The organism is Chitinophaga lutea (genome assembly GCF_003813775.1).
GTDB classification, from domain to species: Bacteria; Bacteroidota; Bacteroidia; order Chitinophagales; family Chitinophagaceae; genus Chitinophaga; species Chitinophaga lutea.
The window spans coordinates 1856608-1882351 of the sequence record NZ_RPDH01000002.1 but is presented as its reverse complement, the minus strand read 5'-3'; the positions used below and the strand labels follow the sequence as shown (position 1 = coordinate 1882351).

22 protein-coding genes are annotated in these 25744 nt (G+C 55.9%); 14 read left to right on the top strand and 8 right to left on the bottom strand.

Annotated elements, in window-relative coordinates; translation table 11 throughout:
- Positions 1-9: 9 nt before the first annotated feature.
- From EGT74_RS19800 to nirB, 3 genes are all read right to left on the bottom strand, one after another.
- Complete coding sequence (locus EGT74_RS19800; protein ID WP_181954762.1) at positions 10-1278, bottom strand: alginate export family protein; 1269 nt, start codon at positions 1276-1278, stop codon at positions 10-12.
- An 82-nt stretch (positions 1279-1360) separates the two neighbouring features.
- Positions 1361-1723, bottom strand: a complete 363-nt coding sequence (nirD, locus tag EGT74_RS19795) for a nitrite reductase small subunit NirD (protein WP_123848294.1) — start codon at positions 1721-1723, stop codon at positions 1361-1363.
- A gap of 27 nt (positions 1724-1750) precedes the next feature.
- Positions 1751-4237 carry a nitrite reductase large subunit NirB gene (gene nirB / locus EGT74_RS19790; RefSeq protein WP_123848293.1) on the bottom strand — a complete coding sequence of 829 codons (2487 nt, stop codon included), beginning with the start codon at positions 4235-4237 and terminating at the stop codon, positions 1751-1753.
- A gap of 178 nt (positions 4238-4415) precedes the next feature.
- Between nirB and cobA the strand changes: the two genes are divergently transcribed.
- The 3 genes from cobA to uxuA all read left to right on the top strand — a co-directional run bounded on the left by cobA (position 4416) and on the right by uxuA (position 7096).
- Positions 4416-5180 (top strand): uroporphyrinogen-III C-methyltransferase, encoded by a 765-nt coding sequence (gene cobA, locus EGT74_RS19785; RefSeq protein ID WP_123848292.1) that lies wholly within the window; start codon positions 4416-4418, stop codon positions 5178-5180.
- Positions 5167-5859, top strand: a complete 693-nt coding sequence (locus EGT74_RS19780) for a Crp/Fnr family transcriptional regulator (RefSeq protein WP_123848291.1) — start codon at positions 5167-5169, stop codon at positions 5857-5859. Before cobA ends, EGT74_RS19780 begins: the two co-directional genes overlap by 14 nt.
- A gap of 73 nt (positions 5860-5932) precedes the next feature.
- Positions 5933-7096, top strand: a complete 1164-nt coding sequence (gene uxuA, locus EGT74_RS19775; RefSeq protein ID WP_123848290.1) for a mannonate dehydratase — start codon at positions 5933-5935, stop codon at positions 7094-7096.
- A gap of 470 nt (positions 7097-7566) precedes the next feature.
- Here the strand turns inward: uxuA and EGT74_RS19770 are convergent, their stop codons facing one another.
- Positions 7567-8484 (bottom strand): NAD(P)/FAD-dependent oxidoreductase, encoded by a 918-nt coding sequence (locus EGT74_RS19770; RefSeq protein WP_123848289.1) that lies wholly within the window; start codon positions 8482-8484, stop codon positions 7567-7569.
- Positions 8485-8587: 103 nt separating this feature from the next.
- On the opposite strand from EGT74_RS19770, the gene EGT74_RS19765 reads away from it, so the two are divergent.
- Positions 8588-9532 (top strand): YihY/virulence factor BrkB family protein, encoded by a 945-nt coding sequence (locus tag EGT74_RS19765; protein ID WP_158618232.1) that lies wholly within the window; start codon positions 8588-8590, stop codon positions 9530-9532.
- On the opposite strand, the gene EGT74_RS19760 is transcribed toward EGT74_RS19765, so the two are convergent.
- Positions 9529-10149, bottom strand: coding sequence for a hypothetical protein (locus EGT74_RS19760; protein ID WP_123848287.1), 621 nt, complete (start codon positions 10147-10149; stop codon positions 9529-9531). The two genes, EGT74_RS19765 and EGT74_RS19760, sit on opposite strands and share 4 nt — an antisense overlap.
- A 159-nt stretch (positions 10150-10308) precedes the next feature.
- Here EGT74_RS19760 and EGT74_RS19755 point away from each other — a divergent pair, with 159 nt between their 5' ends.
- Positions 10309-10716, top strand: coding sequence for a hypothetical protein (locus EGT74_RS19755; protein ID WP_123848286.1), 408 nt, complete (start codon positions 10309-10311; stop codon positions 10714-10716).
- A 14-nt stretch (positions 10717-10730) separates the two neighbouring features.
- A complete protein-coding gene (locus tag EGT74_RS19750) occupies positions 10731-10970 on the top strand; it encodes a hypothetical protein (protein WP_123848285.1) in 240 nt (79 codons plus the stop codon).
- 4 nt (positions 10971-10974) lie between these two features.
- On the opposite strand, the gene EGT74_RS19745 is transcribed toward EGT74_RS19750, so the two are convergent.
- Both EGT74_RS19745 and EGT74_RS19740 read right to left on the bottom strand, forming a co-directional pair.
- Complete coding sequence (locus EGT74_RS19745) at positions 10975-12639, bottom strand: FAD-dependent oxidoreductase (RefSeq protein WP_123848284.1); 1665 nt, start codon at positions 12637-12639, stop codon at positions 10975-10977.
- Positions 12640-12650: 11 nt separating this feature from the next.
- Positions 12651-14051 (bottom strand): sensor histidine kinase, encoded by a 1401-nt coding sequence (locus EGT74_RS19740; protein WP_123848283.1) that lies wholly within the window; start codon positions 14049-14051, stop codon positions 12651-12653.
- Positions 14052-14153: 102 nt separating this feature from the next.
- Here EGT74_RS19740 and EGT74_RS19735 point away from each other — a divergent pair, with 102 nt between their 5' ends.
- From EGT74_RS19735 to EGT74_RS19705, 7 genes are all read left to right on the top strand, one after another.
- A complete protein-coding gene (locus EGT74_RS19735) occupies positions 14154-14786 on the top strand; it encodes a GntR family transcriptional regulator (protein WP_123848282.1) in 633 nt (210 codons plus the stop codon).
- A 904-nt stretch (positions 14787-15690) separates the two neighbouring features.
- On the top strand, positions 15691-16917 hold the full coding sequence (locus EGT74_RS19730) for a glycosyl hydrolase family 28-related protein (protein WP_158618231.1): 1227 nt from the start codon (positions 15691-15693) through the stop codon (positions 16915-16917).
- A complete protein-coding gene (locus tag EGT74_RS19725; RefSeq protein WP_123848280.1) occupies positions 16914-18236 on the top strand; it encodes an aspartate aminotransferase family protein in 1323 nt (440 codons plus the stop codon). Before EGT74_RS19730 ends, EGT74_RS19725 begins: the two co-directional genes overlap by 4 nt.
- Complete coding sequence (dgoD, locus tag EGT74_RS19720) at positions 18233-19411, top strand: galactonate dehydratase (protein ID WP_123848279.1); 1179 nt, start codon at positions 18233-18235, stop codon at positions 19409-19411. Before EGT74_RS19725 ends, dgoD begins: the two co-directional genes overlap by 4 nt.
- A gap of 10 nt (positions 19412-19421) precedes the next feature.
- Positions 19422-20153 carry an SDR family NAD(P)-dependent oxidoreductase gene (locus tag EGT74_RS19715; protein WP_123848278.1) on the top strand — a complete coding sequence of 244 codons (732 nt, stop codon included), beginning with the start codon at positions 19422-19424 and terminating at the stop codon, positions 20151-20153.
- A 12-nt stretch (positions 20154-20165) separates the two neighbouring features.
- On the top strand, positions 20166-21521 hold the full coding sequence (locus EGT74_RS19710) for a hypothetical protein (RefSeq protein ID WP_123848277.1): 1356 nt from the start codon (positions 20166-20168) through the stop codon (positions 21519-21521).
- A complete protein-coding gene (locus EGT74_RS19705; protein ID WP_123848276.1) occupies positions 21518-23089 on the top strand; it encodes an SLC5 family protein in 1572 nt (523 codons plus the stop codon). Before EGT74_RS19710 ends, EGT74_RS19705 begins: the two co-directional genes overlap by 4 nt.
- Positions 23090-23230: 141 nt before the next feature.
- On the opposite strand, the gene EGT74_RS19700 is transcribed toward EGT74_RS19705, so the two are convergent.
- Positions 23231-24739 (bottom strand): PQQ-dependent sugar dehydrogenase, encoded by a 1509-nt coding sequence (locus EGT74_RS19700; RefSeq protein WP_123848275.1) that lies wholly within the window; start codon positions 24737-24739, stop codon positions 23231-23233.
- Between the two features lie 122 nt (positions 24740-24861).
- Here EGT74_RS19700 and EGT74_RS19695 point away from each other — a divergent pair, with 122 nt between their 5' ends.
- Positions 24862-25698 (top strand): SMP-30/gluconolactonase/LRE family protein, encoded by an 837-nt coding sequence (locus EGT74_RS19695; protein ID WP_123848274.1) that lies wholly within the window; start codon positions 24862-24864, stop codon positions 25696-25698.
- Positions 25699-25744 lie beyond the last annotated feature (46 nt).

Genomic DNA, 25744 nt, shown 5'->3' with positions numbered 1-25744 from the left:
TGCAGTGTTTTACTTGGAGAATAATTCCGGTTTGATGTTGAGGGAGAGGTACGCCCAGTTGCTGTTGCTGCGGGCGTTGGCCACATTTTTTACACCGGGTGAAGTGAGGTAGTCGGTGCTCATGAAGTGGCTGTAACCGCCTTCGAGGCCCACGAACTTGTGCAGCTGCACGCTGGCCGTGAGATCGGCCTCCGTGCCGAAGTTATAGGAAGCCGCGCTGAAGAATTGGTGCACATCCAGGCCCACGCTCCATTTCGCGGAAGGTTTGTATTTGCCTTTGAGGTAATAATCCTGCAGGCCTTTGTTGCCGAAGCCGCTGGCGACATAAAAATAATCCATGGCGCCCCAGAACTTGTGCGGCGTGCCGTACAGGGGATCAAAGGCGCTGACAGCTTTCCCGCCGGTGGTGTAGTCGATGCCGGCCTCCGCGGTGAAACGCGTTCCGAAGGGATGGAGATAGGCGGCAGACAGCAGCGCAGCGCTGAGGTTTTCCCCGGCCGGCGTATGTCCGAACTGGTAATACGCTGCCAGCGTGATCCGTTTTTTCCACGAGTAAAAAAGGCCGGTGGTCATGCGGTTGTAGGCCGATGACTGCCATTTTTTTACGTTCGTGCTGTCGGTGGTGTATTTGGAGAATTGGTCGGCAAGAAAAAGAAAAGACAGGCTTTTCTTCTGCACATATAAAAACTCGAGGCTTTTGTATTGCTGGCTGCCGTTGGTATTGGCGGGATAGCCGGTTACGGGACTGTATACCGTACCAGAGCTGTTCTCTTTATTCTGGTTGAAAGCGCCGCCCAGGTGCAGCACCCAGCCGGTGTGCCTGAATTTGAGCAGGGCCGCATCGTGCCGCCGGCCCTGTTGCAGCCAGTCGAGATTGCCGAGCAGCCGGCTGTCGTCATACACCAGTTCCTGGCGGCCGACCTTCAGCTGAAGGCTGTCGACGATGTCGATTTCCGCCCAGGCTTCATGCAGCATAAAACCATTGTTGTCGGCCGTTGTGACGCGGTTGATGGTAGAGGCGTCCTGTCCCCATACGCGCACGTCCTGTACGGTAAGCCCGAGCTTAAGGCCGGGCATCGCGTAACCGGCGGTCAGCCTGCTGCGTTGGGAAGTGAATACCGCAGGTTTGGCGCCGGCGGGGAGCGGGGCGCCTTGTCCGTCGCGGAGCTCTGTGCGGGTACGAAGCTGTGCGGAGAGTGAAAACTGGGCCATGGCATCCTGCCAGCAAAAGGAGCTGAAGAAAATGGCGGACGCCCCGGAAAGGAACCGTTTTTTCATGTATTTTTGGTAAATTTTAAATGAGCCAATCATATTAAAATCCAGAAGCCCGGCCAGTCTGCCAACTGCCGGGTTTCGCTTTTTAATACGTGTTACTAACACCAATGTATATACGGTCGTCTTCCAGTCGTACCGGGTAAGTCGTGATGGCACATTCGTGCTCGTCGTTCAGGCACCTGCCGTCTTCCAGCGAAAAAGTCTTTTTATGAAAGGGACAGGCCACTTTGGGCTCACCCTGCTGCGTGCCGGTGAGGCCGCGGCTGAGGGCCATCTGGCGGCGGTGCGGACAAAGGTTCTGGGACGCGTACCATTTGTCGGTACGGGTAAAGTAAAACAGGGCAATCTGTTCGTCTTTGTACTTCACGCACACGCCGCCGTTGGGTGGCACGTCGGTTGTTTTGCAGGCAAAAAACCAGGTGGTGTCTGTTGTGCTGATGGTTGACATAAATGACTGGATTTAGATCACGAATATTTATTTCCACTCTGCGGCCCTTTTCTGGGCGCGCATGCTTTCGAATTTGACGGTCGGGTCTTTTTCTTCCGGCGCGTTCACGAAGTGGGAGAAGCGTTTGCGTAACTCCGGGCTTTCCACCACTTCGCGCCATTCGCACTTGTAATTGTCCACCAGCAGCTGCATTTCTTTTTCCAGTTCTTCTCCGATACCGAGGCTGTCGTTTACCACCACGTTCCGCAGGTAGTCCATGCCGCCTTCGAGTTTGTTGAGCCAGGTGGCGGTGCGGGTGAGCGGGTCGGCCGTTTTGATGTAAAACATCAGGAAGCGATCGATGTAGCGGATGCAGGTTTCACTGTCGAGGTCGGCGGCGAGGAGTTTGGCATGCTGCGGTTTGGAGCCGCCGTTGCCGCCCACATAAAGGTTCCAGCCTTTTTCGGTGGCGATGATGCCGAAGTCTTTGGACTGTGCTTCGGCGCATTCGCGGATGCAGCCGGATACGGCGGATTTTATTTTATGCGGCGCGCGCAGCCCGCGGTACCTTTCTTCGATCCGGATGGCGAAGCTCACACTGTCGTGCAGCCCGAAGCGGCACCAGGTGGAGCCTACACAGCTCTTCACCGTGCGCAGCGCTTTGCCGTAAGCATGGCCGCTTTCGAAACCGGCTTTGATCAGCGCTTCCCAGATGTCCGGCAGGTCGCTGAGGTGGGCGCCGAACAGGTCGATGCGCTGGCCGCCGGTGATTTTGGTGTAGAGGTTATATTGCGCGGCGATCTGGCCGATCACGATCAGTTTTTCCGGGGTGATTTCACCGCCGGGGATGCGGGGCACCACCGAATAGGTGCCGCCTTTCTGGATGTTGGCGAGGTAGCGGTCGTTGGAGTCCTGCGCGGTGTCGTTGCCTTTGGCCAGTATCAGTTCGTTCCAGAGGCTGGCGAGAATGGAGCTCACTACCGGTTTGCAGATTTCGCAGCCGTCGCCGTGGCCGTAATGGTCGAGTACTTCATCGAACGAGCGGAGGGACTTCAGTTTAACGAGGTCCAGCAGCTCCTGCCGGGAGTAGGAGAAGTGTTCGCATACCACGTTGCGGATGTACTTGCCCTGGGCCTTCATGGTGGTGGTGATGATGTCTTTCACCATGGGGGCGCAGCCGCCGCAGCAGGTGGCCGCCCTGGTGCATTTTTTAACGGCGTCGAACGTTTCGTGGCCGTCTTCCACCGCCTTGCAGATGAGTGCTTTGGAGATGTTTTCGCAGGAACAGATCACCGCATCGTCCGGCAGCTCTACGTTGGCCGGCTGGCCGCCGCGGGCGCCGAGCAGGATGTCTGCCGGTTCCGGGGGCAGCGCCAGTTTGTTCTTGCAGGTCTGCAGCAGCAGGTTATAGGCGCTGGCGTCGCCGATCAGGATGCCGCCCAGCAACAGTTTGCCGTCTTTCGAAATATTGATGCGCTTGTAAATGCCTTTCATGGAATCTTCCAGCACGATGCTGTCGCCTTCCTCGGGTGTGATGAAAGGGTTGCCGAAACTGGCCACGTCCACGCCGATCAGTTTCAGTTTGGTGCTCATGTCGAAGCCGGTGAAAGACTTCGCCGTATCGCAAAGCCGGGAGGCCACCACTTCCGCCATTTCATACCCCGGGGCCACGAGGCCGTAGATCATGCCGTTATACAAGGCGCATTCGCCGATGGCGAAAATGTGCGGGTCGCTGGTCTGCAGGTGATCATCGACGATGATGCCGCCGCGGGGCCCTGTTTTGAGGCCGCTCTGTTTGGCCAGCTCGTCGCGGGGCGCAATGCCGGCGGAAATTATGAGCATGTCCGCCTGGATGGAGCTGCCGTCTGCGAAGCTGAGTCCGGTGATGGTGTCGCTGCCGAGGATGGCCTGCGTGTTTTTGGAGGTATGGATCTGCAGGCCGAGGCGCTGCAGTTGGGTTTTAAGGATGTCGGAGCCTTTTTCGTCGATCTGGCGGGGCATTAGGCGCGGGGCGAATTCGATCACATGTGTTTCAGGGATGCCCAGGTCGATGAGTGCCTTGGCGGCTTCCAGGCCCAGCAGCCCGCCGCCGATCACGGCGCCGCAGGTGGCCTGGGGGGCGTAGGCCGTCATAAGGGCCAGGTCTTCCAGGGTGCGGTAAAGGAACACGCCTTTTTTGTCGGTGCCGGGGATAGGTGGTACTAAGGCCGAAGAGCCGGTGGCCAGCACCAGGTAGTCGTAACTTTCGGTGATGCCCCGGTGCGAATGCACGGTTTTAGTGGTGCGGTCGATGGATTGCACCGGGTCGCCGAGGTGCAGGGTGATGTTTTGTTCACAGTACCATTGGAGAGAGGCGAGGCTCAGGTCATCGGCTGTTTTACCGGAAAAGTACTCGCTGAGATGGACCCTGTCGTATGCCTGAACCGGTTCTTCACCAAAAACAACCAGCTCTACAGGGGAACTTCCGGATTTATCGATTATTTTTTCGCAAAATTTATGGCCCACCATGCCATTTCCGATGACTACGATTTTCATAAAAGAGATTGTTTTAATTACATTATGATAATTTATATATTATTATCATAGGCGAAAACAAATCGAAAATCGTATAAGGTGTATGATCTATGTCATAAAAATACGGCAAAATGTTTTAATTTTATGCTTGTTCTCTACCAATTTTGATATATAAATATTTATCTAATATATTTATTCTATGCTTCAGTCGTCATTATCTTTGGTAGGAGCTGGGCCGGGCGACCCGGAAATGATCACTTTAAAAGCCATCCGTACGCTCCAGCGCGCAGACGCCATATTATATGATGCGCTGGTCAACCCGGAGCTGCTGGAATACGCCCCGGCGCATGCGTACCGGCAGTTTGTAGGCAAACGGTATGGATGCCACGCGCTTTCCCAGCAGGAAATCAATGCCCTGATCGTGGAATGCGCCCGGCAATATGGGCATGTGGTGAGGCTGAAGGGAGGGGATCCCTTCGTGTTCGGCCGCGCCGTGGAAGAAATCGAAGCTGCCCGGGAGGCGGGCATTCCAGTGACCGTTGTGCCTGGCATATCGAGTGCGCTGGCGGTAGCGGCTTCCCGGATGATACCGTTGACCTGCCGCGGTATAGCGGAGAGTTTCTGGATTACCACGGGCACCACCCGTTCCGGGGACATTTCGGAAGATGTTCATCTGGCCGCCCGGTCCACCGCCACCGTGGTGATACTGATGGCTATGAGCCGCCTCGGCGCCATCATGCAGATTTTCTGCGACCAAGGCCGGGGAGATGTGCCGGTGGCCATTATCCAGAACGGTACCACCCCGCAGGAAAAAATCGTCACGGGCACCGCGGCAGACATTACCGCCCGGGCCGAAGCGGCGGGGATGGGTAACCCGGCCATTATCATCGCCGGGGAAGTCGTGAAGCTGAAAGCCGCCATGGAGAATATTGTATATACCGCCGCATCATATGAAGAAAAATAAAGAGGGATGTGACCGGCAAACCTGCCTCGTTTGCCGGTTATGCCTGCCGGAATGGTTGCCGGCGATCGCTGTGCAGAAAAAACACTTCGGCTGCAAAAAAGGGGACGTGCTGTTCAGGGAAGGAGACCCGGTGAAGGGGATTTATTTCCTGTACAAAGGAAAGGTCAAGGTGCATAAACACTGGGACGACGACAAGGAACTGATCGTACGCTTCGCCAAAGAAGGGGATATTGTCGGGCACCGGGGAATAGGCACGGACCTGGTGTATCCCGTTACCGCCACCGCCCTCGAACCGGTGACCGTCTGTTATTTCGAAATGGACTTTTTTAATGCCTCCCTGAAAGTCAACCACCACCTCTTATACGAACTGATGCTCTTTTACGCCCGGGAGCTGCAGGAGTCTGAAAAAAGGATGCGCAACCTCGCCCACATGCCGGTCAAAGGCCGGCTGGCGAACGCATTGATCACGCTGAAAGAAAAGTTCGGCTACGATAAAGACGGGTTCATCGCATTCCCGCTCAGCCGCCAGGATTTGGCCTCTTACATCGGCGCTACTTACGAAACCACCTTCCGCATGCTCAATGCCATGATCGAAGAAAATCTCGTGGCGGTTTCAGGCAGATTCATCACGCTCACCAACGAAGAAAAACTGCACCTGCTCCGCAAAGAACCTTTTTAACGGGATTTACATCGTTGTAACCGCCCCGCCGCTACCGGCGTGATCAATTTTTTTACATCTTAGCGGCATGTTAATGCAACAAACAATGCGGTGGTTCGGCCCGAACGACCCGGTCAGTTTACAGCACATCCGCCAGGCCGGCTGCAGTGGCGTGGTAACGGCCCTGCACCAGATTCCCGTGGGGGAGGTATGGAGCGTGGAAGCGATTCGGCAGCGCATCGCCCTCATCGAAGCCGCCGGCATGCAATGGGCGGTGGTGGAGAGTTTACCGGTGCATGAAGATATCAAACAACAACGCCCCGGTTTTCAAACCTATATCGACAATTACCGCCAGAGTCTCCGTAACCTGGCGCAGTGCGGCATCCGGGTGATCACTTATAATTTTATGCCGGTGCTCGACTGGATGCGGACGGATATTTCTTACACCATGCCGGACGGCAGCAAGGCGCTTTATTTTGAACGGGCGGCTTTCGTGGCGTTCGATTTGTTTCTGCTGCAACGCCCCGGCGCCGAAAAAGATTATACGCCGGCAGAAATGGCCGGCGCAAAGGCGCGCCTGCAGGCTATGACGGAGCGGGATAAAACAACGCTGTATCACAATGCGTTGCTTGGCCTGCCGGGCAGCGACGAGCGTTTCACCAAAGAAGTGATTCTCGCCGCATTGCAGCAGTACGCCCGTATCGATGCCGCCAGACTGAAAACGCATCTCTTTTATTTCCTGCAACAGGTAGTGCCGGTAGCGGAAGAGCTGGGCATGCAACTGGCCATTCATCCCGATGATCCGCCGTATCCCTTGCTGGGCCTGCCGAGGATCGTCAGTACCGAACAGGATCTCATCGACATACTACAGGCTGCACCTTCGCCCGCCAATGGCCTTTGTTATTGCACGGGCTCGCTTGGCGTAGACCGCAGGAACGATCTGCCGGGAATTATTCAACGGCACGGTGATCACATCCACTTCGTGCATCTGCGCAATACGAAACAGGATGCCGCCGGCAATTTTTATGAAGCCGACCACCTCGACGGTGATGTGGATATGTTCGCTGTGGTGCGTGAGCTGGTGAAACTGATGCGGAAAAGAAATGTGTCGATTCCTATGCGCCCCGATCACGGCCACCAGATGCTCGACGATCTGCACAAAACAACCTACCCGGGATACAGCGCCATCGGTCGTTTGCGCGGGCTGGCGGAACTGCGCGGCCTGGAGATGGGCATCGCGCTATCGCTGCATCAATAAATTCCATGCATCAAGCCGGGATAAAGGAGCGTCTTCAATACGTGGAACAATAAATAGTGCTGCCCTCATTTGTTTACACGGCATTTTTCAAATGCGGTGAAGCATCGCGTCAAAGCAATAAAGCGATGCACTGTCTTCTTTCGCTTTGCGCAGCACTTTTCAAATGCGGTGAAGCATCGCGTCAAAGCAATAAAGCGATGCACTGTCTTCTTTCGTTTAGTGCAGCATTTTTCAAATGCGGTGAAATATCGCGCCAGAGCAATAAAGCGATGCATTGTCTTCTTTCGTTTAGTGCAGCATTTTTCAAATGCGGTGAAATATCGCGCCAGAGCAATGAGGCGATGCACCGTCGTCATTCAGTTTACGCAATATTCTTCAAATACAGCGAAACATCGCGTCCTGAAACAATAAAGCGGCACGCCGCACCAGGCCGCGTACCGCTTTGGATTACTCCCTTACAAACACAAAATTTATTTCTGCTCGAATGCGGCTTTCGCCAGCCCGTTGTTGCACATGCCTGCCGCCATGTGGCCGCCGGCAATGGCAATCGATACCTGGTGGGCGCCCTCGGAGCTGATGTCACCTGCCGCAAAAACACCCGGCACGGTGGTTTCCTGGACGTGGTTGATCTTCACGGCGCCCTTTTCCGTTAACTCGCAACCCAGCTGCTCCGCCAGTGTATTGTTGAATATGAGTCCCGATTTTATATATGCAGCGCTCCTCCGCACAGCCGTTCCATCTGCAAACGAAATCTGCATGCCACCTGCCGTTTCCTCCACTTTTTCAACCGGGGTTTCCGTTACGGTGATGCCGTTGCGGGCCAGTTGCTGCATTTGTTCGGCGGTGAGGCCTGCCGGGCCATTGGTGCAGAGGATAATGTCGGGGTGCCAGTTGGTGAGCACGGCAGTGAATTCATAGGCCATCGGGCCGTTGGCGAACACGGCCACCGGCAGGTCTTTTATTTCCCAGCCGTGGCAGTAGGGACAATGCACCAGTTTGCTGCCCCACAATGCGGCCAGGCCTGGAATGTCGGGCAAATCATCCTTGACGCCGGTGGCGAGAATGACACGTTGGGCGCGGTACGCGGCGCCGGTATCGGTATGCAGGATGAACAGGCCGTTTTCGGCTATGGCGCTGGTTACAGCCGTTTCGACGATGCTCACGGAAGGGTATGGCACCAGCTGTTCCCGGCCGATGCGCAGCAACTCAAGCGGCGGCGTACCGTCGCGGGTAAAGAGGTTCTGTGCATGCGCGGCGGGCTTGTTACGCGGCCGGCCGGTGTCGAATATCACCGCTTTTCTCCCGCAGCGGCCCAGGGTCAGTGCGGCGGCTAGTCCCGCGGAAGAGCCGCCAACCACGGCGACGTCTATATCAATCGTTTGTTGCATGGGGCAAATGTACCGATATAATACGCAACTGTGTTGCAAATATTACGGATGTTCCTGTACAAATCCCGGATGGCGGGTTTTTTACTTTAATTTCGCCGCATATATGATGACCGGAAACAGGCAACATCTCAAACGCTGGCAGATTTTTCTCTTGTCGTTTAAAGATGCATTCAAAGAGTTCAACGCAAATGACCCGCTCCGGATGGCCGGCGCCACGGCCTTTTTTACCACTTTTGCATTACCGGCCATCCTGGTGATCATCATCCAGTTGCTCCGCCTGATTTTCGAGCCCCGCAATATCAGCCTCCAGCTATTCGATCAGCTCCGCGAAATCATCGGCCCGGAAGCGACGGCTGAAGTGATCAAAACATTACGGGCGTTCCGCGGCATCGCCGAAAACTGGCTGATCGCCATTGCGGGGTTTCTCTTCCTGCTTTTTGTGGCCACTACGTTGTTCAAGGTCATCAAAAGCTCCATGAACCAGCTCTGGAGCATCCGCATCGCCAAACGGCAAACGTTCGGGCAGATCATGATGTCGCGGTTACGGGGCGTGCTGGTGATTCTGCTCACTGCCGTACTGTTCATGCTGGGCATTCTCGCCGATTCCATCCAGGCTTACCTGGGACAATACATCGATCAATACCTGCCCTCCATTTTTACGTATTACGACAGCGGCCTCCGGTACCTGATCTCCATCCTCACCGTTACGCTCTGGTTCGCACTGGTGTTCTACCTCCTGCCCGACGGGCGGCCGCGCTGGAAGATCGTTTTTACCAGCGCTTTCGTGACCAGCATCCTGTTCAATATCGGTAAGCTGATCCTCCGGTGGATGCTGTCGTACAGCAATATCAACAGCATATACGGCGCTTCTGCCGCCACCGTGCTGCTGTTGTTGTTCGTATTCTATGTATCGATGATTTTTTACTACGGCACTTCTTTCGCCAATGTGTGGGCCAATGTGAACGGCAAACCTATCCAGCCGCTGCACCACGCCATCAAATACCAGTTAAAGAATGTAGACGAAAATGTAGACGAAGAGGAAGTCTAATCGCGCAGGATACCCCTGACGAGGCTTTTCCACTGCATTTTCGAGAATCCCAGCAATGCACCCAGCCATACCAGCAGGTTGCGGGCGACGGCGCCCAACCGGGTGACGGTTGTGTTGGGCTGTTCGTTGCGGCCGTAAACACTGGCTCTGACCAGCTTGCCGCGTTTCTCCACCACGAACGAGCTCGTGGCATCGTCCGTGAAAAAGTGGGACACTTCTTCCGGGATCTTGTCTGGCGCTTTCACCGGCCGCACCCGCATGCCGATGTAAGCCGTTTTATGATGGCTGCCGCTGGCTTCAAATATCCTTTCCACCTGTACCCAGTCGTATTCCTGCCCGTCGGCCGCCGCCGGGCCGGGAATGCTGATGCGGATAAGATCGCCCTCCCGCGCCAGCCGCCGCGCGAAATGACCGTCACTGTCGGTCAGCGTAAATACGGCGCTTTGCCGCCCGCTGATGTCTTTCCAGTGGTTGACGTCCAGGAGGCGCGTCCGTGCTGTCTGGTATAATTCCCTGGCTGCTTTCTGATGTTCCGTTCTGACCGTATACGAGGTGTTGGTTTTGACACCGTCGAGCTGGGGCGGTACGATCTCCGGGGCCGGTGATGCAGGGTTCATAACAGGTGTTTAGGAAAAGGCGCCAATTTCTGTGCCACCCTGGTGTGGCTGTTGTGTACCGGGAAATGCGAAAGTTTCTCCACAGTATGAGCGCGGCAGGTGCCCGTTCCGCTGCGGGTTTACCGTGGCATGGTATTTACCGGAATAATAAAAAAAAACATGGAAAAGAAACCTGATCAAATCAACCTTCCCGGCGTGGAAGATATACCGGGCCAGGAAAATGTCAAACCTGCGCCGTTAGGCGAACTGGCGGATACAACCGCTTCTTCCGACGATGAAGAAGGGAAAGGCGCCCTCGATAATGAAGAAGAAACGCTGATTGCGGGCGACAGCAATGTGACCGCGGAAGAAAGGGAGCTGCTGGACGAAGCCGCGAATTCGGATCCCGCGTACCGCGACGATCAGAACCTGCGCAATTCCAGCCTGGAAAACCGGGACGAAGACGGCGAACTGCTGAACGAAGCAGACGACCTGGATGTGCCCGGCGCGGAACTCGACGATGAAGGGGAAGATATTGGCGCCGAGGACGAAGAAAACAATCCTTACAGCCTCGGCGACAATGAATAAATAAACCGTTTATTATGGCAGCAAATTACAATCCTGCACATCAGGAAGGGCAGGTGGCGGAAGCCATCGAGGAACAAACGGCAAAACTGCCGTCGGATATCTATTTGTGGGCAGCTGTGGGTGCTATGGGCGTGGCTCTGGCCCTCCAGTGTGTGGGCAAAAAACACCTCAGCCTGTTCATCGGGCAGTGGGCGGCCCCGTTCCTGCTGTTTGGCGTATATAACAAGCTGGTAAAGCAGCAGGGGCACGACTAACCCGCTATTTCACCTCCGCGAGGTATTTGTGTACAAAGCTGATGGCCATGGATCCTTCGCCAACCGCTGCGGCTACGCGGTTCATAGCGTGCGCACGTACGTCGCCGGCCGCGAATACGCCGGGGCAGCTGGTTTCAAGCAGGTAGGGGTCGCGGGACTGTTTCCAGATCTTTCCGAAATCCGGGTAATTCTTCAGTTCGCCGCCGGTCTCAATGAACCCCTTTTCATCTTTGATGATGTTCAGGGCGATCCAGTCCGTATAAGGCTTTGCGCCGATGAAGATATAAAGCGCGTCCGCGTCTTCCGTCGTTTTTTCGCCGGTGTTGATGTTGTGGATGACCAGTTGTTCCAGCCGCTCCGAGCCGCGCGCTTCCTCCACTTCCGTAAACGGCCGCACCGTAATGTTGGACGCGCTTTTGATCTGATCGATCAGGTAGGCCGACATAGTGCTGGTCAGGTCTTCTTTCCGGATGAGAATATGCACGTTCTTCGCGAATTTCGACAGGTACATGGCAGCCTGCCCCGCAGAGTTGCCGCCTCCTACTACGAACACCTGCTTGTCGCGGCAGGCGGTTGCTTCCGTCATGGCCGCGCCGTAATAGATGCCCGCGCCCGTGAAGTCGGCGATCCCTTTTTTGTCGAGCGTTCTGTAATCCACGCCCGTGGTGATAATCACCGAACGCGTATTGATGGTGGTATCGTCGTCGAGGATGATTTTATTGTACCCGCCTTTCTGCTGGATATCTTTTACCGACTGCGGGGAAATGAATTCCGTGCCCAGCCTTGTGGCCTGCGTGATGGCGCGGCGGGTGAGCTCCGCGCCGCTAAGGCCGCTGGGGAAGCCGAGGTAGTTCTCGATCCGGGAACTGGTGCCTGCCTGTCCGCCGGGCGCGCGCCTTTCGATCAGCAATGTTTTAAGCCCTTCTGAAGCGCCGTACACACCTGCGGCCAGACCTGCCGGTCCTGCGCCGATGATCACCACATCGTACACGTCGTGTTTGATCTGCGGTGTGAGCCCGGCTTTGTGCGCGATGTCGGAGATGGACGGTTTGACGAGATAGCTGCCGTCTTCAAAAAACACCACCGGCGCGTCTTTCACGCTGAGATCGTTGAGCTGCAGCAGGCTTTTCCCTTCGTCGGACGTCTGTATGTCGAGCCACTGGTAGGGGATGAGATTGCCTGCGAGGAAGTCTTTGATGGCGTGCGACTGCTGGGAATACTGGTAGCCGGTAAGTTTGATGCCTTTGAATGCGGGGCGGTGGATGTGATGCCAGTCGTCGAGCAGCTCGTCGATCACCGGGTAGAGTTTTTCTTCCGGCGGATCCCAGGGTTTGACGAGGTAATAATCGAGCTGCACTTTATTGATGGCTTTAATGGCGGCATCGGTATCCGAATAGGCCGTGAGCAGCACGCGTTTGGCGTTCGGGTAGAACTGCATTGCCTTTTCAAGAAAGGCTACGCCGTCGAGCTGCGGCATACGCTGATCGGAAACGAACATGGCGATGGTTTCGCCTTTGTTCTTCAGTTCCCGCAGGCTGTCGAGCGCCTCCGTCACCGAAATGGTGCTGAGTATGCGGTATTCGCTGCGGTACTTGTTTTTCAGGTCGCGCGTGATGGCGCGCAGTACCTGTGTGTCGTCGTCGATGCAAAATATAATCGGTAGTTCCATGTTCCGGTTGTTTAAGCTTTGGCGGGAAGGGATACGCTGAACTGCGTGCGGCCGGGGGCCGATTGTACTTTCACGGAGCCTTTATGCTGGCGAACGATCTGCGATACGATATCGAGGCCGAGGCCGGTTCCTTTCCCGATGTCTTTGGTGGTGAAAAACGGATCGAATATCTGCGGCAGGGCGTCGGGCGCAATGCCGGTGCCGTTGTCCGTAATCGTGACCTTCACGCATTCGCCGTCTTTTTCTGTTTTGATCTCCAGTACGCCTTTGCCGTTGTTTTCCATGGCGTCGAGCGCGTTGTCGATCAGGTTGGTCCATACCTGGTTGAGCTCGCCGATGTAGGCTTTCACCGGCGGCAGGCTGGTGTCGAAATGCTGCGCTACTTCCACGTTGCCTTTACGGATTTTGTGCTGCAGCATGGTGAGGGTGTTGACGATGCCTTCGTGTATGTCGGCCACCTGCTGGTCGTGCCCCTGGTCCATATGCGTGAAAACCTTCACGGAGCCGATGAGCGCTGCTATCCTGCGGGATGCGTCGCCGATGTCCGCCACCATTTTTTCGGTGATGAGGTTATTATTGATCCAGTTGATGACAGGGGAGAAGTGGGCCGGAGGGATATGTTCGCGAAAGGCTTCCAGGTCTTCCGTGGTGCCCCCGAAGTCGACGAAGTTTTCCGCTATTTCTCCCGCGTTTTCCACGTCGTACTGTTCGAGCAGGTCGGCCAGTTCGTCTTCTTTTTCGGTGCGCTGCATCAGGGAAAGGGTCGCCTGCCGCGGGCGTTGCAGCAGGGTGAACATCATGTTGGACACGATGTCGACCTTTTCTTCCGGCATATCGATGACGCTGATCTTTTTAAAATATTCCGGCATCAGGTGGAGGTGTTCCCGGAGTGAAGTGGCGCCCCGCACCACCGCCGCCGCCGGGTTATTCAGCTCGTGCGCCAGGCCGGCGGAGAGTTTGCCGAGGGCCACCATCTTTTCGTCCTGCAGCTGGTTGGAAGTGAATTCCCTTACCCGGCTGATCATCTGGTGTACCAGCGCCTGCGTAAGCTCGAAATGGTGGCGGATAAGATCGTCTGATTTTTCCCGCGGGAACCGGAGTACTTCCGTATCTTCCAGTGCCTGCCCGCTGGCGATGGCGTTGACGCCCCTGGAGTAGGGCAGGTGGCCCGTGATGCTTTTCGGTTCAAACAGTGCGATTTCGCGCGCTTCCCCGTTCTGGAGGCGGTATGCCCTGATTTTTCCGGAAATGACGAAAATGGTGCTGATGATGGGGTCGTTGACTTTAAAAACGTATTCCCCGGCGGGAACGGATTCCTGTACACTGTTGTCGGCCAGCCATTGCAGCTGCTCCCGGGGCACATCCTTCAGTGCTTCAATAGTTTGCAGCCAGTCGGCAGATACTTTGTCCATGGGTTTCACGCTTCTCCGTCCAAGTTAAAGGTTTTTGGGGATTGCGTTTTGCAATACTAAAATGTTTACTTTTGATTAAATCTTTCGTTTACAAAAATTGGTATGAAGACAGATTCACTGGCCAACAAAGTTTATATTGACCTCCGCCGTAAAATCCTTTCCAATCAACTGGTGCCCGGTATGCGCCTGAAAGAGGACGTTTGGGCCAAAAAAACCGATGTAAGCCGTATGGCGGTACGGGAGGCCCTGAACCGCCTTTTGGGCGAAAATCTGGTGGTATTCGGCGAAAAAGGCGGCTACTTTGTGAAGTCCATGACCCCGGACGACATCCGCGAAATCCGCCAGCTCCGGGAATTGCTGGAGCTGGGGGCGCTCAGGATGGCATTCCAGAAGGAAAAGCAGGACTTTATACCGGCGCTGGAGCAGATCTGCGACGATTTTACCGCCATGGTGGAGAAAGGGTACATTGGCGGCGCCTGCGAGGCGGACATGAAATTCCACGAAATCCTCATTGCCAGCTCCGGCAACAGCAAGCTGATGGAGCTCTACCAGGTCAGCAACATCCCCCTGTTCCACATGAAGCTCGGCAAGATGCAGATGGACGACTACGAACAAACCGACGCGGAGCACCGCCAGATCGTCAAAGCCCTGAAAGCCGGGGATTTGAAACTCGCGGAAAGCACGCTCGTCAAACACCTCCTGCGGGGAGAGGAAACTGCCCTGGAGATAGAATAGTGTTGACTCACATCTGATTGATTTTCACTTCTTTTACGGATTGACCCAGCCGGCGGCATCGCCTGCTGCGCTATACTGTGCGGCAAAATCTGCCGCTTTCGCCGTTCCTCAGGTCCCCTGGTCGTGCCCTGAAAAAGGGTTATACGGGGCCTTGTCCGGGTTTTAGTTTACAATTGTTTTTTCCTGATTGAAAAAAATGGCGCCATTGGACTTCGATAGGGAGCCATTACCCTTTCGCTACCCTTCCGATACGGATACGTTACCCCTATAGGAGGTAACGTATAGGTGGCGTATAGATGGCGTATGGGTGGCGTATGGGTATCGATCCTCAAATGAAATCCTTTGTGGTGGCTTTGTCAGCCCCTGTTTTTTGGCTGATTTCCGCCTGTTTCAGCACTTTTTGCCCGTTTTTGACCGATAAAGTGATAAAAGAATGCCAATGGTGTGGGTGCTGGTCCAATTACACCTCAAAATTCTCCCGGAATTATTTTTTTGTTTACAAAATACGCATATATTTGTAGACAAAGTTATGAATTGCGGCCCTTTTACCTGGTTGGGAGGGGTTACAAACAGCCGCGTTACCTATCGTACAATATCGAATATTCCGTGAGGAGGCTGCCCGGGTGCGGCGAGGGAGGCGTATGTCCGGAAGGGCGTTTCGCATCGAAATATCAACTAAAAGACAGGCAATGTTCCGGAGGCAGGCGTGCGCTACAATCTTATCGACTCAATCAACATGAAAGCAATCATCATTCACTGTCCGGGGTAATCCGGGCTATCACAAACGGGCTGCCGGGTGGTGACCGGATCGGTTGCGACTGCATGCATGTCCGGTATTCAGACGACCCATCGTTTAAAACAGTGCCGGAACAAAACACAGGTTACCGATACAAGAAGGAAACAAATGAAAAAATACATACAGGCAGGAGTGAAGCTGTGGTGCATCTGGATGATGTGCGGATGGAACGCGTCGTTCGCGCAAACGCCGGTAACGGTGCGCCTTTCGGCCGGCGGGGCAGACAGGGCCATACAATCGGCCATTGAAAAAGCCCAAAAGAACGGCAGCCGCGAGGTGTATCTCCCGGCCGGCCATTACCTCATCTCAAGGGCGATACGCATCCCTTCCGATTTTACGCTGCGGGCCAGTAAAGACGCGTACATAGAATTGAAGAAAGGTTCGAACCAGTGCCTCCTGCAGAATGAAGACCTCATCAACGGCAACCGCAACATCACCGTTACCGGCGGACGATGGAACGGCAACGGCTGGTCGCAGACGCGCACCATCCGCGATAAGGTGGAGCATTCTGAATTCTGTTTCGGCATGTTCTTCTATAAGGTGAAGCGGCTGGAAGTGGCTGCCATGCAGATCGACAGCACGCGGAGCTGGGGGATTGCCTATATGGAATGCGATACCGTGCATGTGCACGACATTCATTTCCAGCAGAACCCGTTCCGGGACGGGCGGCAAACGAGCGCCCTGATGCAGAACGGGGACGGGGTGACCGGCGGCGGCAATGATGTGCTCATTGAAAATATTTCCGGCTTCACCAACGACGACCTTGTGGCGTTTGCCGCGGGCGGCGCCAGTTTCCAGGGGAAGATGTCGCCGTTCCCGGCATGCGATTACAAAAACATTACCGTGCGGAACATTTTTCCGCAGCACATTTACGATTCGATCCCCACATTGAAAGCCGTAGCATTTTACACATTTGAGCACCGCACCGTGGCCAATATCACCATCGAAAACGTGCAGGGCAATACGGCGGCCGCATCGGTCCTGTTTTACAGTCTTTTCGATAAGGTGGGGTATTTCAGGAATGTTCGCGTATCGAAGGTGTCGGGCGCGAATGTGTACGCGCGCGCCGCCCATCCCGATTTACCGAAGGTGTATGGGGTGATCTGCGTGAAACATTCCGTGATCGATTCCATTTCATTCCACGATATCAGCAGAACGGAAACGCAGTATGCGAACCCGCAGTTCCTGTTTGACGGCACCACGGTGATAGACCGGCTGGAGATCGGGAACGTGCGTATCCTCCATAAAAACATCCCCGGCAATTTATTCCTGCATGCGGAGCATGCCACCATCCGGAACAGTAGTATTACCGCAATAAAAATATCTCCATTATGAACGTATGGCCCAAATCGTCGGCGCAGTTAAAGACGAACGAACAGTGGATCCCCGGCGGCGTAGTGTCGCTCAACCGCAAGTCCGAACCGAACATATGCTTTGAAAAAGGCCGTGGCAGCAGGGTGTGGGACCTGGAAGGCAATGAGTACATCGACTACCAGGCCGGGTTCGCGGCCACCTTCCTGGGGCATAACGACCCTGACGTGAACGCCGCCGTGAAAGCGGCGCTGAACGCGGATACCCTGCTGATGAGCGCAGGCCCCACCAATCTCGAAGGCGAATTTGCCCGGGTGTTTTGTGAAGCGGTGACGAATGCGGACAGCATGCAGATCACCACCACCGGCTCCGAGGCCACCTATCACGCCATCCGCATTGCCCGCGCCGTTACCGGCCGCGATCATGTGATCGTGATGCAGGGCGGTTACAACGGCTGGCACAACGATGTGGCCTGCAACGTGATCAGCCGCCTCAGCGATGTGGGGGAACGGGTGAGCCCGGGGGAATATCCCTACGATGCACTGTCGTCCGGCATCCCCGCGCAGCACAAGGCCCTGGTGCACATCGTGAACTATAACGACCTTGAATCGGTGGAATACGTGATGGAACGTTACCCGGTGGCCTGCATTCTGCTGGAGCCCATCCTGCAGAACATCGGCATCGTGAAACCGCGGCCCGGTTACCTCGAAGGACTGCGCGCGCTGTGCGACCGCAACGGTTCCCTGCTCATTTTCGACGAGGTGAAAACAGGTTTCCGGCATGCGCTGGGCGGTTACCAGCAGATCTGCGGCGTTCTGCCGGATTTAAGTACATTTGGCAAGGCCGTGGCCAACGGTTTTCCGATGGGCGTGATCGCCGGGAAAAAACATTACATGGATTATTTTATCCATCCCGATAAAGAAAAAAGAGTATTGATCGCCGGCACCTTCAATGCGCACCCGCTTACCACGGCGGCCGCTATCGCCACGGTCAGGAAGCTGGCATCGCCGGCGTATGATGTGTACGGGCATGTGAACCGGCTCGGGCAGCAGCTCGAAGACGGGTTGAACGGCATATTCGGCAAAACCGGCAGGCCTTTCCACATAGCGCGGCAGGGCTCGGCTTTTTGTGTGTACTTCATGGATCATGTGCCGGTGGATTTCCACGATGTGCTCCGGCATCATGATTTCGAATACGATAAAACATACCGGCTGAAACTGATCGAACAGGGCGTCTTCAATTTCCCGCTGCCCATCAAACAGGGTAGTATTTCGTTCGCGCATACGGAACAGGACATTGCGGAAACATTGGAAAAAACACAAACCATCGTAGCAGCATTATGAAAATTACAGCCATAGAAACACAGGTCTGTCATGCGCGCATGCGGAACTGGATCTTTATCAAAGTAATAACGGACCAGCCCGGTTTGTGGGGATGGGGCGAAGCCACGCTCGAATGGCATACCCGCGCGGTGGTAGGAGCGGTCGAAGATATCTCGCAGCTGCTCATCGGTGAAGACCCGCGGCGGATAGAGCATCTCTGGCAGATGATGTACCGCCAGCACTTCTGGCACGGCAACGGCATCGTGCGGGGCACGGCCATCAGCGGCATCGACATCGCGCTTTGGGACATTCTCGGTAAAATACACGGCGTGCCCTGCCACGAATTATGGGGTGGCCGGGTGCGTGATTATATCCGGTTGTATTGCCATCTGGGCGGCGGTAAAATGGAAGACTTCTATGAAACGCGGCCGGACGATGCCAACCGTTTCGGCGAACTGGCGCAGGAAGCGGTGGTGGAAGGATTTACGGCCTTCAAGTCGATGGCCGTACCGGAAACCATGCCGCTGGAAGGTTTGCGCCCGATCCGTTACGCGGAAGCCTGCGTACGGTCGATGCGCGAGGCCGTGGGAGAGGATATCGATATTATGGTAGACTGTCACGCCCGCCCCAGCCCGTTGATGGGCCTGCAATTCGCGAAAGCGCTGGAACCGTACGGGCTTTACTTTTTCGAAGAGCCCTGCTGGCCAGAAAGCATGGAAGACATTGCACACATCCAGCGGGCGGTGAAAACACCGATAGCCAGCGGCGAGCGTCTTACGGGCATTCATGCTTTCCGCGATATGCTGGAGAAACGCGCGGTGAGTGTCATCCAGCCGGATATCACCCATTGCGGCGGCCTCAGCGAAGTGCGCCGTATCGCGGCACTGGCGGAGGCTTACAAGGTTGCGGTGGCCCCGCATAACCCGCAGGGGCCGGTGAGCACCGCGGCCTCGATTGAATTCGGGTTCGCCACACCGTCGTACGCCATCTGCGAAAGTGTGCACAACGATGTGCCCTGGCGCAGCGAAGTGGTGAGCGAAGGGTTTACCGTGGAGAAAAAGGGCCGCATCGTGAAACCGAACACCCGGCCGGGTTTAGGTATTGAGATCAACGAAGCGGTGGTGAAAAAACATCCTTTCCGGCAGGAAGTATTGCAACGCACTTTTTATAAAGACGGTAGCGTAGGAGACTGGTAAAACATACATCATGTTATTTGAAGGAAAAGTTCTGCTCATCAGCGGCGGTTTGGGAGATATCGGGCGTGCTGCCGCCACGGCCTTTGCGCGCGAAGGCGCCAAAGTAGCGATCGGTGATGTGTTGCCGCCGGCCGAAGCGAACCCGCCCGCCGGCGCGCATTATACGCAGGTGGATGTGTCTGACGCGGCGGCGGTGGAAGCCTGGGTGCAAGCGGCTGAAAAAGCGCTCGGCCCCGCGGGTATGGTGATCGCCAATGCGGCCACCGTCACCATTGCGGATCTGTATTCGATCACGCCGGAGCAGTGGACAAAAGAGCTGCGCGTCAATCTCGACGGCGCGTTTTTCCTCACCCGCGCCGTAACAACCCGCATGCGTGAACGGAAACAAACCGGCAGTGTGGTGTTTGTGGGAAGCTGGGCGGCGGAAAAAGTGCATGCGCAAATTCCCGCATATGCGGTATCGAAAGCCGGCATGCGTATGCTGTGCAAAACCATGGCGCTGGAACTGGCGCCGTACGGCATCATGGTCAATGAACTGGCGCCGGGGTACGTAGACGCGGGCCTCAGTCGCAAGGTATGGGAACTGGCGCCGGAGCAGCGTGACGAAGCGCGGCGCAAAACACCTGTGCAGCAGCTGATCACACCTGAAGAAATCGCGGTGCAGCTCATCCGCCTCTGCGATCCGCAGAACAAACACATTACCGGCAGTACGCTGCTTATGGACGGCGGTTTATCGCTCTAAATCTTTTTCATCATGTGCGCTCCTTCATTTGCCGGGCTGATCGGCATTGCCCGTAAAGATATTACGCCGCCGGTGGGCGTCTTTGCCCGTAACTGGGGCGCCGCACGGCACGAAACGGCGGAAGGGATACACCTGCCCCTGACGCTGACCTGCATCACTTTTCAGACCGCTTCATCCGCACCGCCGCTGGTGCTGATCTCCGCCGACCTCGGCTGGTGGAAAAGCGCGGCGGATGAAAAGCAGCTGCGCGAAGGCATCCTGCAGGCGCTGCAGCTGGATGCGGCGCGGCTGATGTTTTGTCTTACGCATACACACGCCGGGCCAAGCACCTTCAGCGAAGACGCATCCAAACCCGGCGGGCATTTCATACAACCATACCTCCGGCATGTGCAGGAAAGCGCCATTGCCGCCGCGCGCGAAGCGCTGGCAGCGGCCGCGCCTTCCGTGCTGAGCTGGCAATACGGCCGGTGCGCTCTTGCGGTGAACCGCGACCTGCCGCTGGACGACCGGTATGTGGTGGCGTTCAACCCTGCGGTAACAGCAGACGATACCGTGTTGGTAGGCCGTATCACGACGGGTGATTCCATCACCGGCACCATCGTTAACTACGCCTGTCATCCCACCACCCTCGCCTGGGATAATAAATTATTATCGCCGGATTACATCGGCGCCATGCGCGAAATGACGGAAGCCGCCACCGGTGCGCCCTGTCTTTTCCTGCAAGGCGCTTCTGGCGATTTGTCGCCACGCGAACAATACAGCGGTGATACCGACCTGGCGGATGCGTATGGCCGGCAACTCGGTTTTGCCGTGTTGTCGATACTTGAAGGCATGCTGCCTGCGGCGAACGAGCTCACCTTCAACGGTGTGGTGGAGTCCGGCGCGCCGCTCGGCATATGGGAGAAATCCGCATTTACGCCGTCCGCTGTTCTCGATGCAACGATGGAAATGGTGGAACTGCCGCTCAAAGACCTGCCCGGCTTAGAAGAAATAGAGGCCGCCTGGGCCGCCTGTGAAGATCATGTGCTGAAGGAGAGACTGTGGCGGCAACGGGGCATCCGCAAAACCATCGGCGACGGCGATACCAGCCGAATGCCGCTATGGGTATGGCGGTTGGGCGACAGTCTGCTGTTCGGTCAGCCCAACGAAACCTATTCCATCTTCCAGCAAACGCTTCGCGAAAGCTGTGCGCCGTATGCAGTGGCCGTGATGAACATCGTGAACGGCTACGCCGGTTACCTGCCACCCGCCTCATCTTACCGGCATCGCAGTTACGCAGTATGGCAAACGCCGTTTCAACAGGGCGCACTGGAAATACTCACTGAATCCGCAAAAGCTATTTCGCAACGAATGACGACTTCCGCATGAATTTGAATCTTACCGCGCTCGATGCCGCGATTTTCGGCATTTACATATTGGGGGTCATCGGCCTGGGTATTTACGCTTCCCGCAAAGGGCAGCAAACCAAACGCGATTATTTCCTGGCGGGCGACAAACTGCCCTGGTGGATGATCGGCGGCAGCATCATCGCCGCCAACATCAGCAGCCACCACCTGGTGGGCGCCATGGGCGTGGCCTACAGCAGGGGCTTTGTGGCGATTGCGATGGAGTGGGGCGCCATCCTCATGGGCTTCAACGCCCTGCTCTGGATATTCCTTCCTTTTTACATCCGAAACGGCTTTTATACCGTGCCCGAATTCCTCGAAAAAAGATACGGCACGGCGGCGAGGACCACCTACGCTACGCTCATCCTGCTTACGTACATTCTTGTTGAAATCAGCGCCGTGCTGTATCTCGGTGCTTTATCCCTGCATTCGCTGCTCGGCATTTCAGTGATGACGAGCGTGGTGATACTGGCGGTGCTGACGGGCGTATACACCATCGCAGGCGGCCTCCGGGCCGTGATCTGGACGGAAATGCTGCAGCTGGTGGTGCTGGTGATGGGCGGCATTGCGCTTACCATCGCTACCGTTACGGCAGCCGGTGGCATCGGTGCGGTGCTGGAAACTTCCAAAAGCTGGGATTTGATCCTGCCGGCGGACGATCCCGATTTTCCCTGGACGATGTACCTCGGCGGCGTGCTTTGCATCAGCGTATTTTACTGCGCCACCAACCAGTTCATCGTACAGCGCGTGCTGGCGGCGAAGAATGAATGGCATGCGAGGATGGGCGTTGTGTTCGGCGACTACCTGAAATTCCTCGTGCCCATCATCATTACGGTGCCGGCGCTCGTAGCGCCCAAACTCTTTCCCGATCTCGAAAAACCGGACCTGCTGTTTCCCACGCTGGTGGAGAAACTGCTGCCCAGCGGGCTGGTGGGGCTGGTTATGGCGGGCCTCATCGCGGCAGTGATGTCGCACCTCTCCGGCGCCATCAATTCCTGCACCACGATCCTCACCGTCGATATTTACCTGCCTTATTTTAAAAAGCAGGCTACTGAACAGCAGGCAGTCCGTTTCGGAAGGATGGCCGGGGCTGTGATCATCGTAGTGGGGATTCTTTGCACGGCGTTGTTCCTCGAGCATTCCGACAAGCCCATCTTTTTATATCTCATGAATGCCTACGGGCTCTTTACGCCCGGTATTGCCGCCATGTTCCTGCTGGGCATCCTCTGGAAAAGGACCACGCATGCCGGCGCGCTGGCGGCGGGTATTCTCACCATTCCCATGTCTGTGGCCATGGAAATCATTTTCCCGGCCATGCCTTTTTTCAACCGCACCGGTATCGTATTCTGGACCTGCATGATCGTATGCGTGCTGGTGAGCCTGGCCACCAAACCCAAACCGGCGGCTGCGCTCGAAGGCCTGATCTGGAACAGGGCCAGCCTTTCGCTGCCGGAAGATCAGCGCCAATACCAGCGGGGCATTCGTAACCCCGCTTTCTGGTGGGCCATCATTACGGCAGCGGTGCTCTTCTTTTACATCCGCTATGCGTAAACCGCATGCGAATGAAGGCTCTCCCAGCCATGCAGATGGTTGTTCCATACCAAAGGTTGCGCAGCAGCAGTTGATATAAAAATAAACGCGAAGGAAAGCCTTCGCGTTTTTGTTCTCAGTGGTGTATCAGTGTAAAGCGTACTATCTTTTTCTGAAGCGCTCTACGTCCTCGAAGGATATTTCGTAAGCTTTGTTGCTCCAGGATTTCCGGGTGTAGTTCACGATGGCGGTCACGTCTGCATCGCTGAGGAACTTGAAGGCGGGCATTTGTTCGCCGCCTTTCATGTTGCCGCTCTGGCCGTTCAGGATGATTTTTACGAGGGCCTGCGGTTTGCCGTTAACCAGGGCGTTGCCGTCCAGCGCGGGGAATGAGCCCTGAATCCCTTTACCGTCTGCTTTGTGGCAGGCATCGCAATAACTTTTATACAATGCCTGGCCTTTTGAAAGCGTCACGGCAAGTGTGTCTTCTTTCAACGGGCGGATGGGGTTGTGTGTTTTTGCAACGGGAGAAATGCGGATGATACGGTCGTCGGCCTCGATGGGAAAGCCCTTTCCGGGGTTCCAGTCGCGGTTGCTGGTGGCCACGTACACATCCCCGTCCGGCGAAACGCATACGGCGCGCAGCCGGCCGAAGATGCCGCCGAGGTAGATCTTCTCACCGGTCACGGCATCCTGCGCGGCGTTGAGTTGCAACACGCGCAGGCTCGATGTTTTGAGCGTGGTCATCAGGATGGCGTTTTGCCATTCGGGTATTTTGGAAGCGTGATAATAAGCGATACCGGCGGGCGCGATCGTGGGCGTCCAGGCTTTGGCGGGAGGGGTGAACGGGAAAGAATCCGCATAGGGCTTTTCGTCGTCACGGTCGGCCAACCCTTCGATGCGGGGCCATCCGTAAAACGCGGCCTTTTGAATATAGTTGATCTCGTCGTCCATCGCATCGCCATGCTCGGAGGCAAAGAGATGTCCCTTGTCTGTATAGGCAAGGCCCTGGATGTTGCGGTGCCCGCGCGACCACATGGGGTTGCCGGGATAGGGATTGTCGGCCGGAATAGAGCCGTCCGTATTCAGGCGCAGTACTTTCCCGTTGGGTGACGCCGTATCCGGGGCATTGGCGCCGCGAGTGGCATCGCCGGTAGACCAGATCACTTTCCCGTCGGGCGACACGGCTACGCGTGAACCGTTATGGCCCGTAGCGCCGGGGAGCTCCATCAGCAGGAGGGGATTTTTCAGCGTGTCCGCCGTATAGGTGTACCGCACCAGTTTCGACACCACGGAAGAGTCCGGTTTGAGCGCGGTGTAATCCACGAAGATGTAAGGCTGCTGCGGGTGGATGGCCATGCCCAGCATGCCCAGTGAACGTTTGCGGAATACTTCCGGGATGGTGAGCAGCAGTTTTTTTTCACCTGTGCGCGGGTCCACTTTACTGATGGAACCACTTTGTTCGGTGAACCAGATCTGGCCGTCCGGCCCCCAGCAGATTTCCCAGGGCACGTTCAGCCCGCTGGCGATGGTGGTGATGCCTAGTGCGCTCGAATCGAGCAGCAGCGTGGCTTCAACAGGCCGGTCTTTTTCCTTTGAGCGGAAGAAAATAAAATAGGCCGCGAGGGCCAGGCACAATACGAGGAGCAGCGGTACAGCGGTTCGTTTCATTTGTCAGACGTTGGTTCTATTGCGTGGATACACCCGTTTTCAGCCATTTTACGGGTACGTAACCGAAGATAGAAATATTCTCCGGTAATTGCAGATATTTACGACATTAAATTTTTTTAAGGATGGACGCGAAATTATGGTACGATGCCGGTTGCGAGTTGGGAGAAGGGCCTTTGTGGCATGCGGCGCGGCGCAGTTTTTTCTGGGTAGATATCGAAAGGAAAACGTTATTCGAAAAGGAGTGGAGTGGCGGGGAAGTGCGGCAGCATCGTTTCGATCGGCGCGTATCGGTTGCCGTGCCCGGAAAAGAGAATGAATTGATACTCGGGATGCAGGGTGGCATCGCGCGATACCATTTGGTCACCGAAACCATTACCTGGATAACGCCGCTCGGCATCGAATGGCAGACCATCCGCTGCAACGATGCGCGCGCCGATCACGAAGGACGGCTGTGGATAGGAACGATGCCGATGCAAGGGCATGTGGGTAATGGGCATCTTTATTGCATAGAAGCCGGCGGTGATTTTACCGTTCAGCAGCAGGACGTGCTCATTTCAAACGGCATGGCCTGGAGCGCCGATAACCGGTTCTTTTATTATACAGACAGCAGCACACGGGAAATATGGCGTTACGATTTCCACGACGGCCGCATTACCAACCGCCATACCGTCATTACTATTCCCGCGCATCTCGGCCTGCCGGATGGTATGGCGATCGACATGCGGGGCATGCTGTGGATCGCACTGTACGGCGGCTCCGGCGTCGGTTGCTGGAATCCGGCGTCCGGTGAGATGACCGGTTTCATCGCATTACCGGTACCGCATGTAACGTCGTGCGCATTCGCCGGCGAACAGCTCGATACGTTGCTTATCACCACGGCTGCCGGTCGGGGAGGCGGCGGTATATACATGGCAAAACCCGGCGTGCAGGGCGTGCCGCCCTTCAACTGTACGTTATAAACTCACACGTTCCCTCGCCTTTTTTCGATAAATTTGGTATTCAACT